The sequence below is a fragment of the Desulfobulbus sp. genome, assembly GCF_031547805.1.
In the GTDB taxonomy this organism is placed as follows: Bacteria; Desulfobacterota; Desulfobulbia; order Desulfobulbales; family Desulfobulbaceae; genus Desulfobulbus.
Genome location: NZ_JAVBRQ010000021.1, coordinates 48565 through 62845 on the forward strand (window position 1 = coordinate 48565; position 14281 = coordinate 62845).

General features: G+C 60.4%; 17 protein-coding genes. 11 read left to right on the top strand and 6 right to left on the bottom strand.

Going from position 1 to position 14281, the window contains the following annotated elements:
• The first annotated feature begins 184 nt into the window (after window positions 1-184).
• From rpmH to mnmE, 6 genes are all read left to right on the top strand, one after another.
• A complete protein-coding gene (gene rpmH, locus RMR13_RS08330; protein WP_310600177.1) occupies window positions 185-322 on the top strand; it encodes a 50S ribosomal protein L34 in 138 nt (45 codons plus the stop codon).
• A 4-nt stretch (window positions 323-326) separates the two neighbouring features.
• Window positions 327-662 carry a ribonuclease P protein component gene (gene rnpA / locus RMR13_RS08335; RefSeq protein WP_310600178.1) on the top strand — a complete coding sequence of 112 codons (336 nt, stop codon included), beginning with the start codon at window positions 327-329 and terminating at the stop codon, window positions 660-662.
• Between the two features lie 83 nt (window positions 663-745).
• Entirely contained in the window at window positions 746-958 is a 213-nt protein-coding gene (yidD, locus tag RMR13_RS08340; RefSeq protein ID WP_408936590.1) for a membrane protein insertion efficiency factor YidD, read from the top strand.
• A 72-nt stretch (window positions 959-1030) separates the two neighbouring features.
• Window positions 1031-2686, top strand: coding sequence for a membrane protein insertase YidC (yidC, locus tag RMR13_RS08345; RefSeq protein WP_310600180.1), 1656 nt, complete (start codon window positions 1031-1033; stop codon window positions 2684-2686).
• Window positions 2687-2710: 24 nt separating this feature from the next.
• Window positions 2711-3700: a Jag N-terminal domain-containing protein gene (locus tag RMR13_RS08350; RefSeq protein WP_310600181.1), complete on the top strand. Its 990-nt coding sequence runs from the start codon at window positions 2711-2713 to the stop codon at window positions 3698-3700.
• Window positions 3678-5066 carry a tRNA uridine-5-carboxymethylaminomethyl(34) synthesis GTPase MnmE gene (gene mnmE / locus RMR13_RS08355; protein ID WP_310600182.1) on the top strand — a complete coding sequence of 463 codons (1389 nt, stop codon included), beginning with the start codon at window positions 3678-3680 and terminating at the stop codon, window positions 5064-5066. The genes RMR13_RS08350 and mnmE overlap by 23 nt, the downstream gene beginning before the upstream one ends.
• A gap of 95 nt (window positions 5067-5161) precedes the next feature.
• Here mnmE and RMR13_RS08360 read toward each other — a convergent pair whose 3' ends face one another.
• From RMR13_RS08360 to galE, 4 genes are all read right to left on the bottom strand, one after another.
• Entirely contained in the window at window positions 5162-5713 is a 552-nt protein-coding gene (locus RMR13_RS08360; RefSeq protein ID WP_310600183.1) for a hypothetical protein, read from the bottom strand.
• Window positions 5714-5804: 91 nt separating this feature from the next.
• Complete coding sequence (gene cmoB, locus RMR13_RS08365; RefSeq protein ID WP_310600184.1) at window positions 5805-6758, bottom strand: tRNA 5-methoxyuridine(34)/uridine 5-oxyacetic acid(34) synthase CmoB; 954 nt, start codon at window positions 6756-6758, stop codon at window positions 5805-5807.
• A gap of 3 nt (window positions 6759-6761) precedes the next feature.
• Window positions 6762-7559, bottom strand: coding sequence for a carboxy-S-adenosyl-L-methionine synthase CmoA (gene cmoA / locus RMR13_RS08370; protein WP_310600185.1), 798 nt, complete (start codon window positions 7557-7559; stop codon window positions 6762-6764).
• The gene (galE, locus tag RMR13_RS08375) at window positions 7546-8559 is read right to left on the bottom strand and encodes a UDP-glucose 4-epimerase GalE (RefSeq protein ID WP_310600186.1); all 1014 of its coding nucleotides are present in this window, start codon (window positions 8557-8559) and stop codon (window positions 7546-7548) included. Before galE ends, cmoA begins: the two co-directional genes overlap by 14 nt.
• A gap of 50 nt (window positions 8560-8609) precedes the next feature.
• Between galE and RMR13_RS08380 the strand changes: the two genes are divergently transcribed.
• The 4 genes from RMR13_RS08380 to RMR13_RS08395 are packed head-to-tail and all read left to right on the top strand — an operon-like array spanning window position 8610 to window position 11281.
• Window positions 8610-8771 carry a hypothetical protein gene (locus RMR13_RS08380; RefSeq protein ID WP_310600187.1) on the top strand — a complete coding sequence of 54 codons (162 nt, stop codon included), beginning with the start codon at window positions 8610-8612 and terminating at the stop codon, window positions 8769-8771.
• An 11-nt stretch (window positions 8772-8782) separates the two neighbouring features.
• Window positions 8783-8968, top strand: a complete 186-nt coding sequence (locus RMR13_RS08385; RefSeq protein ID WP_310600188.1) for a 4-oxalocrotonate tautomerase family protein — start codon at window positions 8783-8785, stop codon at window positions 8966-8968.
• 4 nt (window positions 8969-8972) lie between these two features.
• Window positions 8973-11000 (top strand): NAD-dependent DNA ligase LigA, encoded by a 2028-nt coding sequence (gene ligA, locus RMR13_RS08390; protein WP_310600189.1) that lies wholly within the window; start codon window positions 8973-8975, stop codon window positions 10998-11000.
• A complete protein-coding gene (locus RMR13_RS08395) occupies window positions 10997-11281 on the top strand; it encodes an acylphosphatase (RefSeq protein WP_310600190.1) in 285 nt (94 codons plus the stop codon). Before ligA ends, RMR13_RS08395 begins: the two co-directional genes overlap by 4 nt.
• A gap of 49 nt (window positions 11282-11330) precedes the next feature.
• Here the strand turns inward: RMR13_RS08395 and RMR13_RS08400 are convergent, their stop codons facing one another.
• Together RMR13_RS08400 and RMR13_RS08405 are read right to left on the bottom strand one after the other, a co-directional pair.
• Complete coding sequence (locus tag RMR13_RS08400) at window positions 11331-11570, bottom strand: hypothetical protein (protein WP_310600191.1); 240 nt, start codon at window positions 11568-11570, stop codon at window positions 11331-11333.
• A 151-nt stretch (window positions 11571-11721) separates the two neighbouring features.
• Entirely contained in the window at window positions 11722-12042 is a 321-nt protein-coding gene (locus RMR13_RS08405) for a TusE/DsrC/DsvC family sulfur relay protein (RefSeq protein WP_028318708.1), read from the bottom strand.
• 249 nt (window positions 12043-12291) lie between these two features.
• Here RMR13_RS08405 and RMR13_RS08410 point away from each other — a divergent pair, with 249 nt between their 5' ends.
• Window positions 12292-14172, top strand: coding sequence for a SurA N-terminal domain-containing protein (locus RMR13_RS08410; protein ID WP_310600192.1), 1881 nt, complete (start codon window positions 12292-12294; stop codon window positions 14170-14172).
• Window positions 14173-14281: the final 109 nt, after the last annotated feature.

A 14281-nucleotide genomic window follows, 5' to 3' on the forward strand; every position in this document is an offset into this window, starting at 1 on the left:
GAGCTCTATGATTATGATAGTTCTTTTTTGCAGAAGCACCCATGGCTGTTTTCGGAACCGTGGTGCCGAAGACCGCTGCTGCATTTACACTGTCTGCAAGCAGGGCGGCACAAGAAAGTACAAATGAGCAAGGGGACTTTTCCGCCTCTATTAAACAGATTGTCTGCCAGAAAGGAATCGGATTATGAGCAAAAGGACGTTTCAACCCAGCACCACCAAACGCGCCCGCACCCACGGATTTCTGGTGCGCATGAAAACCCGTACCGGCCAGGCGGTCATCAAGAGAAGACGGGCAAAAGGCCGCAAGCAACTGGCGCCTTGATCGCTTGGATCGCCGCACGCTTCCGAAACAGCATCTGCTGCGAACAACCGGGGATTTCCAGCGCGTCTACAAATCCGGCCGGCGGTTGAGGGGAGATGGGTATGGTCTGATTTTTCTGGCCAATGCCCTTGAGTTCAATCGCTTGGGCATCAGTGTGCAGCGCAAGGCCGGCAATGCGGTTCGGCGCAACCGGATCAAGCGGTTGATCAGGGAGGTTTTTCGCCTGCACCGCGACCAGTTCCCGCCGTCGGCTGACATTGTTTTCACCGTCCGCCCTGAATTCGCCATCGACAGCCTGCTGGACATGCATACCAGTGTTGTTCGCCTCATCGGGGCCTGACCAGGTACATGGCGATGCCGGAAACCAGGCAATCTCACGATCGTCCCTCCGGGAAGCCGGCTTGGCGGTATCGATGGTGGACGCTGCCTGGCCGATGCCTGATCGCGTTGTTCAGAGGGTACCAATACCTCGTCTCCCCGCTTTTTCCCCCAACCTGCCGTTTCGTGCCCACCTGTTCCCAATATGCGATCGAGGCCGTCGCCAAATACGGTGCCGTCCGGGGGACATTGTTGGCACTTTGGCGCATAGCGCGCTGCCATCCCTTTTCCCGGGGCGGCTATGATCCGGTCCGATGAGCCGCCGCAGCGCTTCGTTTTCCTCCCATCAACACCCCTGCCATTGCCGCAGAGGGTCGCAAAGGTATTTTCATGGATCTCAATAGAGCTTTTTTGGCCGTCGTCCTCTCGCTGTTCATTCTGATCGGCTTTCAGTACCTTTTTCCGACCGCGCCTCCCCAGCAAGCGCCCGCCGGTCCGCAAGGGCAGCAGGCGACACCGGCAACCGCCGGCCAGCCGGTCCAGGCCCAGGTGCAGCAAGCCCCGGCCGGGCCGGCCGCCGCGGCGCAACAAACCGTACCCGTCGATCCGAAGGCACGAGATATCACGGTCAATACCCCCTTGTATGCGGTGGTCATCAATGAACAGGGAGGCGGCTTCAGGAGTTTTGTCCTGAAAGACTACCTCAACACGATGGACAAGGATTCCGGCCCGATGGAACTCCTGTTCGACCACGGTCCAGGCAGCCTGCCCGTGTTGTTTTCCCTCGACAACGGCGCTGGCGCCAACCTGCCCGTGTTCAAGGCGGACAAAACCGCGGTCACCATCGACAAGGAAAACGAGACGGCCCAGCTGACCATGACCGCCACCCTGGCCGAAGGCTTCACCGTGGTCCGCACCCTGACTTTCAAGGGCGACAGCTATCTCGTCAAGGTCGAATACAAGGTGCAGAACACCACCGACAAGGCCTTGCAAGTCTCGCCGGCCTTGACGTTGACCAACGAGCCCTTCGCCCATGCCGCCGGCAACAGCGAATTCCTCTTTCACGGGCCCGCTGCCTATGCCAACGGCAAGCTGGTGGAAACCAAGTTGAAAAGCCTGACCGAGGGGCCGGTGGTGCTCCAGGGCAAGATCAGCTGGGCAGGGTTTATCGACAATTATTTCATGACCGCGGTGGTGCCAACCAGCGGCAACGCGGTGACCGTGACTCAGCAAGGGTCGGAGAAACAGGCGCGGACCGTGATTTCCGAAGGTATCCTGGGGATTGGCGCCCATGAAGCCAAGACCTTTGCCTACAGCCTCTACTTCGGGCCCGCCAAGCTGAACATACTCGAGGCGGCCGGGAACGACCTGGCCAAGTCGGTGGATTACGGGTGGTTTGACGTCCTTGGTAAGCCGATGCTGTGGCTGCTGAATTTCTTCCACGCGTTCACCGGAAACTATGGCGTCGCCATCATCTTGCTGACCGTGCTGATCAAGCTGCTTTTCTGGCCGATCACCCAGAAAGGGATGAAGTCCATGAAAAACATGCAGAAACTTCAGCCCAAGATCGCCAAGATCCGCGAACGGTACAAGGGTGATCCGGCCCAGATGAACCAGGAAATCATGACCTTGTACAAAACATACAAGGTCAATCCGATAGGCGGCTGCCTACCGATGCTGATTCAAATTCCCTTTTTCTTTGCCCTGTACCGCGTGCTGATGGCGGCCATTGAATTGCGGCACGCCCCCTTCATGCTGTGGATCAACGACCTGTCCGCCCCTGATCGGCTGTGGATAGGGTTCGACATCCCCTACCTGCACGGCATCCCCATCCTGACCTTGCTGATGGGCGCCTCCATGTACTTCCAGCAGAAGATGACCCCAACGGCGGCCGATCCCACCCAGGCGCGCATCATGCAATTTTTGCCGATCGTGTTCACCGTCATGTTCATCAATTTCGCATCGGGCTTGGTGCTGTACTGGTTCGTCAACAACTTGCTTTCAATGCTGCAGCAGTATCTCATCAATCGGCAGAATAAGGCCTGAACGCGGATGGGGAAAAGGAGTATCATGGCGAAAGGTCAAGATTTTTATGGAAAGGATATAGCCGAGGTCATCGAGCGGGCCTGCAAAACCCTGGAGGCGTCTCGAGAGGACCTGGATATAGAGGTGCTGGAAACCGGATCAGCCGGTATTTTCGGCCTCTGCAAGAAAAAAGCCCACATCCGGGTACAGCGCAAGGCGGTCTCGCTGATCGAGGAGATCGAGACCAAAGCTGCTCCGCCGGAGAAGCCGGCTCCAAAACCCGTACCGACGGAGAAGCCGGCCGTGATCGGGCAGACCGCAACGGATGCGCCGGATGGCACGGCTGCGGCGGCAAGTGGTGTTGCAGCGGCGACGGCCGTAAGTGGCACCGACGATGGGGATCGTCCCCTTGTGCAAACGCCTGCAATTGCGCCCGCCGGGCCGGAGCAGCGCGATGAGGACGACGAGCAGGACGGCGAGCCGGAGGATTTCGAGGAGGAAACCCCGATCGAACCGCCCTCCGAAGAGAGTCTGGCCGCCATTCAGGCCGATCTCCACCAGCTGCTGACCCTGATGGGTCTGCCCTCTGAGGTGCGGGTGGCGTTTGCCGACAACACCGTCCACTGCACCATCACCGGTCCGCACGAGGCCCACATTGTCGGCCCCGAGGGGCGGACACTGGACAGTCTGCAATATCTGCTGCGCAAGATGGTGGCCAAGCATCTGCCCGATAAAATCATGCTCTCCCTCAACGCCGGGGATTTCCGCGAACGGCGCACCGAGGAGCTGAAGCTGCGGGCAGTGGAGCTGGCCGCCCAGGTCAAGACGGACGGCAAGACCCAGGCCATTCCAGCGCTCAATCCCTCGGAGCGGCGAGTGGTGCACATGGTGCTCCAGGAAGACAAAGGGGTCCGCAGTCGTTCGGTCGGCGAGGGACTGTTCAAAAAGGTTCTGATCTACAAACCCGGCAAAGGCCGCCGCTCGGCGCCGAAAAAGAGGCGGGGAGGGCAGGGTGGCCGCCCATCCGGCGACTGAGACCATTGCCGCCATTGCCACGGCACCGGGCACCGGCGGCATCGGCATTATCCGAATTTCAGGTCCGGAGGCCCTGTCGCTGCTCGGCAAGGTCTTCGTGCCCCGCACCCCTCGCACCCATTTCACCAGCCACACCCTCTACTACGGCACCATCGTCGACCGCCACGGCCAAACGCTTGACGAGGCTCTGGCGGTCTACATGCGCGGGCCGCAAACCTACACTCGGGAAGACGTGGTCGAGTTGCACTGCCACGGATCCTACCTCGTTCTGCACAGCATCCTCCGCATGCTGGTCGCCTGGGGATGCCGGCTTGCGGAGCCGGGCGAGTTCACCAAGCGGGCTTTTCTAGCCGGCCGGATCGACCTGACCCGGGCCGAGGCGGTGATCGACCTGCTGCAGGCCCAGACCGAAGCCGGCGCTCGATTGGCGGTCAATCAGCTTCAGGGACAGCTTTTCGACCGGTTCGAGGCCGTTCGGCAGCACTTGATCGAATACCTTGCCTTGCTGGAGGTCGCCATCGATTTTCCCGACGACGATGTCGAGATTTTCGATGCCGGTCAGATCGCCGCCCGGCTGCATCCGGAAGTGATCGCCCCTCTGGAACGCCTGATTGCTTTGGCGGAGCAGGGCAAGATCGTGCGCGAGGGCGTCAAGGTGGTCATCGCCGGCCGGCCGAACGTCGGCAAGTCCAGCCTGCTCAATGCCCTGCTGCGAGAGGAACGAGCCCTGGTCACCCCGGTCCCGGGGACCACCCGGGACACGGTGGAGGAACACATCGATATCCGCGGTATCCCGGTACACCTGGTCGATACCGCCGGCATCCGCCGGCACGAGGATCCGGTGGAGGCGCTCGGCATCGAACGGGCCCGCCGCAAACTGGCCGAGGCGGATCTGGTATTGTTGGTGGTGGATGCCCAGACCGGGATGGTCCCGCGCGACCACGAATTGCATGGGAGTGTCCGGCACAAGCCGCATCTGGTGGTGCTCAACAAATGCGACCTGGCAAGCGATGAGCAGGTCGCCGCCCTGGCTGGCACCTTTGCCGACACCGTGGCGGTACCGGTTTCGGCCCAACAGGGCGAAGGGATCGAGGCGCTGCAGGAGGCGATTTACCAAACCATCGCGGCCGGAAGCGAGTTCACCGACCAGATTGCCTGCGCCCCCAATACCAGGCACCGGGCGGTGCTGGTGCGGACGGTGGAGGCCTGCCGCCGGTTTTACCGTGCCATGGAGGAAGGCGCCCCGGTCGATCTGCTGGCGGTCGAGGTGCAATCGGCGCTCGACGATCTGGGCGACATCACCGGGCTGACAACCCCGGACGAGGTCTTGGATGCGGTCTTCAGCCGGTTCTGTATCGGCAAATAGCGCGGATAGGAGAAAAACTCTATTCCCGGTCCACCGCTGGAGGGCGGCAAACCGGGAATTTTTTTTGGTGGGGAGCCGCGCAAACGGGAAGCGGCTTACTGCTGGGTAAAGCTGTCGGCAAAGAGTTGGTTGATGGCGGCAATGCCGTCGTCGCTGAGGTAGCGGGTGCCCGAGCCGACAAAGGTGTTGTAGCAGATTTTGGGGCTGTCTTCCAGCCATGCCCCTTCCTTCCAGGTGAACCACTGCCGACGGAGCTGGTCGTAGACATGCAGCGGCCGGTTGAACAGCTTGGCCAGCTCCACCGCCCAGCCGGTGCCGCCTTTCACCGAGTTGTCCTCCAGGATGGTACCGACCACGAAGACCTGGTGTCCTTTATTGACCATGTGGAAGATCGTCTGCAGCACCCGACGGATTTTCTCGGTTTCGTAATAGGTTCGGTTCATCATCCGCGATGCCAGTTCCATGCTGATGTCGCCCCGCTGCAGTTCTTCCTCGGTCAGGACCACGGAGTTGCGGTCGCGGTTGAGACGGTGGCCTTCGAAGGTGAAAATCACCTCCTGGATGCCATATTTTTCGGCATTCTCGCCAAACAGGGTTTCCGCCCCTTTCAATCCTCCGTGGTACAGCGTGCAGTCTTGTGCGTTCATGTCCTTTTCCTTGTTCGGTTGTGGGGTTGCAGTGCGGGCGCGTGCTTTGGCCCCGCGCATGCGGTATCGGTGATAAATTTAAATTTTACGGCTACTTGGTCGCCTTGAGGAACACCCGGCGGGGCGCCGGATACCCCTCAACAGTAAGCTGGTGATTGTCCTTGTCAATGAAATCTTCGTAGGATTCGAAGTCCATCCAGGCGGTTCGGCGTTGTTCGGCGCTGCTCATGAAATGGTCGCAGAACAGGCGGACCTCCCGGAAGCCGGTGCGGGCGATCCAGTTGAACAGGCAGGCCCCGGTGGGCACGAACCAGGTGCCCGGAACCTTGGCGTAGGTCGTGCGGGGAAAGAGCGCCATCGGTTCCTCGCCCGGGATGGCTTGGGACTCGACAATCAGCCAACCGCCCGGTTTGAGCGCGGCGTGCAGGTCGCGCAGGGCGTCCAGTGGCGAAGGCCGATGGTACAGGATGCCCAGACAGAAAATGACATCGAAGCAGGCGGGAAAAAGGGGCAGGTGCTCGATCCCCAGCAGCTCCACCCGGAGATGCCGCTGGCCGGCAAAGGCGTTGAGGGCGTTGAAGGCGTAATAGTGCTGGACATAGGGTTCGAATCCGAGCACCAGCGCCGGCCGGTGATGGGCCATGCGGAACATGTAATACCCGTTGTTGCAGCCGACGTCGGCCACGGTCTTGCCCGCCAGGTCCGGGAGTTCGGGGAGGATGCGGTTCCACTTCCGCTCGCTGCGCCATTCGGCGTCGATATCGATACCAAAGACCGAGAAGGGGCCCTTGCGCCAGGGCATGAAACCGCGCAAGACCCGATGGACCTGAAGCTGTTGGTCCGGGCTCAGGTCATCGGTCGTGCCGATGCGGACCGCATCGCCGGAAAAATCGCAGGAGGAGGCCCGGAGATGGCTGACCTCCGCCAGCAGGTTCCGGTAGCGGAGAAAGCCTTTTTTGTCTTGATTGACCCAGGCGGCTTTTTCGGCCAACACCGTTTCGAGCCGGGCGCCGTCGGCCTGGGGGAATGCCTGGATCAGATCCATGGTTCAACGCTTGAGGGCAACGATGGCCGTAAAGTTGAACCACCTGAAAAATGGCTCGATTTCTGCAAATCCTGCTTGCCGCAGCAGCGCGACGTTCTCCTCCAGGGAAAAGGGGATCAGGACATTTTCCAAGGCTTCCCGTTTGGCCGCGATTTCCAGTTCCGAATACCCCTGCTGCTTTTTGAAGGCGTGGTAGATGTCGATGAAGTCGCGGTTGAGCCGGCCGGAATGGGAGATGGTTTTTTCACCCAGAAAAAGGACGCCGCCCGCGGGCAGCGCCTCGTATATCCGCCGGACAAAGGGTTGCCGGGTCAGCGGCCGGAGGAACTGAAGGGTGTAATTGCAGACGATGGCCTCGGCTCGGGGCAGGGGACAGGTGGTGATGTCGGCCTCGACGAAGCGCAACACCTCGCTTTTGCTGAACATGGCGCTTTTGCGCCGCGCTTTGGCGAGCATGGCCGGCGCGTTGTCGATGCCGACATAGCGCAGCTGCAGTTCCGGCAGCCGCCGGGCCAGTTCAATCAAGGTGGTGCCGGTCGAGCAGCCCAGGTCGCAGACCGTGGCGTCGGCGGAGAGATGGCAGGCCACAAGCTGCGCCATGCCGTCGATCACCGTGCGGTAATAGGGGACCGAACGGTTGAGCATGTCGTCGAACACCTCCGCCACCCGGTCGTTGAAGGCGAAATCCTCCGCCACCGTGCCGGCGGTGTACAGGGTGTCTCCGGGCAGGTCCGCGTCCGCCGGAGTCGATTGCGGGCTGTGCCCGGATGGCGCCGACAGGGCGGCGCTATCTGTAGCCATCGGGGTTGGCCGCCTGCCAGCGCCAGCTGTCGGCACACATCTCCTCGATGCCGAGCCGGGCCTGCCAACCCAACTCACGTCCGGCCAGGGACGGGTCGGCATAGCATTGGGCGATGTCGCCGGGCCGGCGGGGGGCGATGCGATAGGGGATCTGCCTGTCGCAGGCCCGGCCGAAGGCGGCGACCATCTCCAGTACCGAATAGCCGCGGCCGGTGCCGAGGTTGTAGATGGCCATTCCGGGCCGGTCGCTCAGCTTTTCCAGGGCCTTGAGGTGGCCGAGCGCCAGGTCGACCACATGGATGTAGTCGCGCACGCCGGTGCCGTCCGGGGTGGCGTAATCGTTGCCGAAGACCGAGAGCTCCCGCAGCTTGCCGACTGCCACTTGGGCGATATAGGGCACGAGGTTGTTGGGAATGCCGTTGGGATCTTCGCCGATCCTGCCGCTGGCATGGGCCCCGACCGGGTTGAAATAGCGCAGGAGAATCACGTTCCATTGAGGATCGGCCAGCTGGAGATCGCGCAGGATATCCTCGATCATCAGTTTGGTGCGGCCATAGGGATTGGTGCAGGACAGCGGAAAATCCTCGCGGATGGGCACTGAGGCCGGATCGCCGTACACGGTGGCCGAGGAGGAGAAGACGATGTCGGTCACCCGGTATTCGGCCATGACCCGGCACAGATTGAGGGTCGAAACCAGGTTGTTGTTATAATAGAGCCAAGGTTTTGCCACCGACTCGCCCACCGCCTTGAGTCCGGCGAAATGGATGACCGCCGAGGCATCCGGAGTGCGGGCGAACACCTCGCGCAGCCTGTCCAGATCCAGCAGGTCGACCTCGAAAAAGGCAAGGGATTTGCAGGTCAGTTCCTCGACTCGGCGCAGGGATTCCCGGCTACTGTTGCAGAGGTTGTCGATCACGGTGACCCGGCAGCCTGCGTTGAGCAGTTCCAGGCAGGTATGACTGCCGATATACCCGGCGCCGCCGGTGACGATCACATGCATAGGGTTTCCTTGGTGGCAGAATGGGTTTGGGTTTCAATCGACCGGTTGCAATGCACATCGACGAGATCGCCGATTTCTGCTATCTTTTACCTGCATTGCCGATGTTTGTCTTGCAAAAAGGCACGATCGGCTCCCTAGGCTCCGACCGAGGGGCGGCGGATGCGCGAGCGCAGCGAATACGCCGGATGCAGCGCCTTATCAACCATCCATAAGAGAGGACGGCATGCCATATGTCAGTATTCGGGTGGCGGGAACGCTCACCAAGGAACAGAAACAGAAGATTGCCAAAGGGGTGACCGAGGTGATCGCCGAAGCGGCCAACAAACCGAAGGAATCCATCCTGCTTTTCATCGACGAGGAAAGCCGGGACAACATCGCCAAGGGCGGCGTCCTGATCGAGGATATGTGACCGCATGAACCAGGAGATGGCCGATCGGCTGGAACGGTTGCGGGAGCAGATCCGCTTCCATGGCCACCGCTATTATGTGCTCGACGATCCGGTGATTGCCGATGGCGAGTACGATGCCCTGTTCCGGCAGCTGCTGGAGTTGGAGGCGGCGCATCCGGAACTGGTCACCCCGGATTCGCCCAGCCACCGGGTCGGCGGCCTTCCCCTGGAAACCTTTACCCCGGCCGAGCATGTTTCGCCTATGCTCAGCCTGGACAATATTTTCAGTGCCGACGAGTTTGCCGCCTTCGAGGACAAGGTGCGGCGCTATCTGAAAACGGATGAGCCGCTCCGGTATGTGATCGAGCCGAAGCTCGACGGCCTAGCGGTGGAGTTGGTGTACCGGCAGGGCCTGCTGGCCGCGGGGTCCACCAGGGGCGACGGCTTGGTCGGCGAGAATATCACCGCCCAACTGAAAACCGTGGCCACGATTCCGCTGCGGCTTCTTGCCGATGATGGTTTGCCGGCAGTGCCGGACGAACTGGTGGTCCGGGGCGAGGTTTTTCTGCCCAAGCAAGCCTTTACCCAGCTCAACCGGCAGCGCGAACTGGAAGGGGAGGCACCCTTTGCCAATCCGCGCAATGCCGCCGCCGGCTCGCTGCGCCAGCTCGATCCGAAAATCACCGCCCGCCGGCCCCTGGCCTTTTTTGTCTATGGGGTCGGCAACCCGGAAGCCTTGGCGGCGTCCGGCCAGAAGTCCATGCTGGCCATGTTGGCCAAACTCGGCTTTCCGGTCAACCAATTGGTCACGATTTGCAACGACCGGCAGGAAGTCGAGGCCCGTTACCGGCACCTGGCGGCCCTTCGCCACGAGCTGGATTACGAGATCGACGGCATGGTGGTCAAGGTGGACGCCATGGACTTGCAGCAGCGCCTGGGCGCGACCGCACGTGCCCCCCGATGGGCCGTGGCCTGGAAGTTTCCGGCCGCGCAGGCAACCACCATGGTCGAGGCGGTCGAATTCCAGGTGGGCCGGACCGGCGCGGTGACCCCGGTGGCTTATTTGCGGCCGGTCGAGGTCAACGGCGTGATGGTCAGGCGGGCCACCCTGCATAATCGGGACGAAATCGAACGCAAGGATGTGCGGGTCCACGACACGGTCCTGGTGCAACGGGCCGGCGATGTCATCCCGGAAATCGTCAAGGTGATCGACGAACAGCGCAGCGGCCGCGAGCAGCCGGTCGTCTTTCCCTCGGCCTGCCCCGAATGCGGCACACCCCTGCAAACCGTTCCCGGCGAAGCGGTGATCCGGTGCGGCAATCGCTATTGTCCGGCCCAGAATCTCCAGAAACTGATTTATTTTGCCGGCAAGAGCGGATTGGATATCGAGGGCCTGGGCAAAAAGAACGTTGAACAGTTGATCGGCGAAGGCTTGATCCGCACGATCCCCGATTTTTTCCGCCTCGATCCCGGCCGGTTGGCCGCCCTCGACGGCTGGGGCGAGAAATCGGCCCAAAATGTCCTGCAGGCCATTGCGGACAGAAAAACTCTGGGGTTGGGCCAATTGATCGGCGCCTTGGGCATCAGGCATGTGGGCGAGGTGACCGCCGGCCTGCTGGCCCGCCACTTTGCCGATCTGGGCCAGTTGATGGCGGCCGGTAAAGAGCAACTGCTGCAGGTCGACGGGATCGGCGAGCAAACGGCGGAGTCGCTGGTCGCCTATTTCCAGGATCGGGAGAACCGCGAAACGGTCGAGCAGCTTGCCGGCCTGGGCGTGGTGGTGCGGGCCGAGGCGCCCCGGCAAAGCTTTCTGGATGGCCGGGTGTTTCTGTTTACCGGCACCTTGCAGACGCTCTCTCGGGAGGAGGCCAAACAGTTGGTCAAGGCCCACGGCGGCCAGGTGGCCACCGGCATCGGCCAGAGAGTGACGGATGTGGTCGTCGGCGACAAGGCGGGCGGCAAGAAGCGCAAGGCCGAGGAGCTGGGGCTGGCGATTCTGTCCGAGGCGGAGTTTCTCGCACTGGTCAATGGGGGCAACGGAGAGGAACGATGAGCCGCAAACGAATCAGGGCAACCGTGCACGGCCGGGTGCAACGGGTTGCGTTTCGCGAATGCACCCGCCAGGAGGCGAGTCGGCTCGGGGTTTCCGGCTGGGTTCGGAATCAATCCGACGGCACGGTGCTGGTGCTGTGCGAAGGAGAGGCCTCCCGGGTGGATGTCCTGCTGGCCTGGCTGTCGATCGGTTCACCCTATGCCATGGTCACCCGGGTCGACTGGCATGAGGAAGAACCCTTGGGAGAAACCGGCCCTCTGGTGATCCGTTATGGGGCCTGAGCCGCGGCCTCGGCACGCGGGACATAAGGTTTGAGTTGTCTTAATCTATCTACTGAAAATAAATATGAAAAAAGTCCACGTTCCCACCGGTGAGCCCGCCGGACGTATTGTCTGCCACCAGTGCGGCAATGGCAAGCATTTCGTTGAAATTGCCGAAAATGTCCTGGTGACAACCCATTACCAGCAAAACAGCGACGGGTCGTTCACTCCGGATGACAATACCACCGAGATTTTCGGCGAAGTGAAATTTTTGTGCGGGAAATGCGGGGCGGACCTGAGCCGATTCCACGCCCATTTCCTGGAAATGTCGTTCTGAAAAAAGGCTAAGGCAGATCGGGGCGGCGTTTCTTCGCTTGATTGGTCCGCCCGAAAATTGTGGAAAATAAAAAAGGCTGCCTGAAAAGGCAGCCTTTTTTGTACGAAAAACGACAACTGGTCGATCAGACGCAACCGGTAGGCTTCGGCAGGCCGGCCATCTTACAGGCTCCCTTGCCGGGTCCGGACGGGAACAGCTCATAGATGCGTTTCAGCGGAAAACCGGTGGTCTTGGAGAGAATACGAACCATGGGAGCAATACCGTTCTTCTTGTAGTACTCCTGGAGGGCGTCGATGACCTTTTGATGCTCGTCGGTGATGTCGGCGATACCTTCAACGGTCTTGACGTAGTCAACCCAGTTCTCATCCCACTCTTCAGCGCCCTTCAGCAAGAAGCCGTCTTCGTCTACCTCGTAGGATTTACCCTTGTGCTCAATAGTTGCCATGTTTCCTCCTTGGCCAGTGTGGTTAAACTATGGTGAGTAATGGAAGCCTGATCTAAAAAATCCACAGTTTATTACTATAGGGGGGGTGCTTTGTCAAGCAAACACCCTGTTTTTTTTGAATGGCGATTCAGCCGCTGTTTTGTCGGTTTTTAGGTTCATTTTTCTCTGGTAACTTGCTGTCAAATTGAACATAATGCGCCCTCCAAAAAATCAGGATACCGTCGGGTCGTTCGAGAGGTTGTATTTATCATGCTGAATATACTTAGAAAGAATGCGCAATCGGTCGTCGTTCAAGCGATGGTGGTCATCATCGCCCTGGTATTCATTTTTTGGGGGGTTGGGGGAAAGATGAAGGACAACCCCAACGCCTTGGCCGTGGTCAACGGCAAGGAGATCCCCTACCGCGATTTCCAGCAGAATTACGAACGGACGGTCGAGACCTACAAGCAGCAGTTCGGCGGCCAGCTTCCTCCCGGATTGCTGCAGGGTGCGGAGCTGAAGGAACAGGTGCTCGACCGGTTGGTCCAAGAAGAACTGCTGCGGCAGGGTGCCGAGAAGGCGGGGATCCTGATCAGCAAGGAAGCCATCCAGCGCAAGATCCAGGAGATGACGGTCTTCAACGTCAATGGCCGGTTCGATCTTGCCAATTACAAGGCTGTGCTGGAGCAGAACAGGCTTTCTCCCTCATCGTTCGAGGCCGGCATTCGCAACGACTTGCTTACCACCCGCGTGCTCAAGGCCATCGATTCATTTGCCGTGGTGCCCGAGCAGGAGGTGGCGAACTGGATCGATTACATCGAACAGGATATCAAGCTGGCCTACGGCTCGGTGCAGAGCGACGATTACATCGACCAGGTCCAGGTGACCGACGAGACCCTGGCCGCCTGGTATGAAACCGCCAAGAACAAGTACAAGACCGCTCCCCAGCGCGAGTTGCTCTACCTTGCGTTTCCATTCGAGGACGATCTTAAACAGGTGACGGTCAACGAAGAGGCGATCAAGGCCTATTACCAGGAGCATGCCGCGACCTATAACATGCCCGAAAAGCGGCGAGCCCGGCACATTCTGTTCAGGGTGACCGCCGAGGATTCCCCGGAAACCAAGAACGCCAAAAAGGCGCAGGCCGACAAGGTGCTGGCCCGGATTCGGGCCGGTGAGGACTTCGCCAAGCTTGCCGGCCAGTTCTCCGAGGATGCAACCAAGGACAAGGGCGGCGACCTGGGTTTTTTTGCCCGCGGCCAGATGGTGCAGCCGTTTGAGGACAGTGTTTTTGCCTTGAAGAAAGGCGAGGTCAGCGACGTGGTGGAAACGCCGTTTGGTTTCCATCTCGTCAAGCTCGAGGAGGTCGTGCCCGCCAAGACGCAGACCCTGGCGGAGGCGACGCCGTCCATTCGCAAGGCGCTGGAGCAAAAAGGGGTGAAGGCGATCACCTTCAAAGAGGCCTCGTCCGCCTATGAAGCCATCATCAGAGCCGGCAGCATGGCCAAGTACAGCGAAACTCCCGGCGCCCGTCCGGTCCTGAAAACCGACTTTTTCACCCAGGAAGCACCTCCTGCGGCAGGAATGGCCAAAGATCCCGCCTTTGTCCAGGCGGCCTTCGGCCTGCGCAAGGGCGAGCTGAGTTCCCTGGTGGAAACTGCCAGCGGCTATGCCATCCTTTTCGTCGAGGACGCCAAGGATTCAGTGGTGCCGGAGTTGGCCGCGGTCCGCGATCAGGCGATCGCCGATTACAAGAAAGAGAAAAGCGTCGATCTGGCCAAAGCCGCGGCAGAGGAACTGCTGCACAAGGCCCGGGAGCAGAAAGCATGGCCGGCGAGTCTGCCGCGCAATGAAAGCGACTATCTCAAACGGAGCGGCGCCACCGGCGCTCTGCCCGAAAACATCCGGCAGGATGCCTTTTCCCGCGTGGGCAGGGACGTCTTTCCCGAGAAAGTGATTGCTGTTGGCACTACTTTCTATCTGTACCAGATCCTTGATTCCCGCCAGGGCAAGGGCGAGATGGATGCCACCAAACGTCGTCTGCTGGAGCAGCAGCTGCATGAGGTCGAGAAAAATATCCTGATGGCCGACTGGCTCGGACAGTTGAGAAAAGAGGCGTACATCTGGACCAATGCCAGAATGCTGCAGTAAGAACAGCGCGTCCGTGACCATATCCCCTGGCCGGATCGGTCGCTGGATACCAGGCTTATGGGGGATTATTTGGGATGCACTCGGGGAAACGCCAGGAACCGCAGGGGAA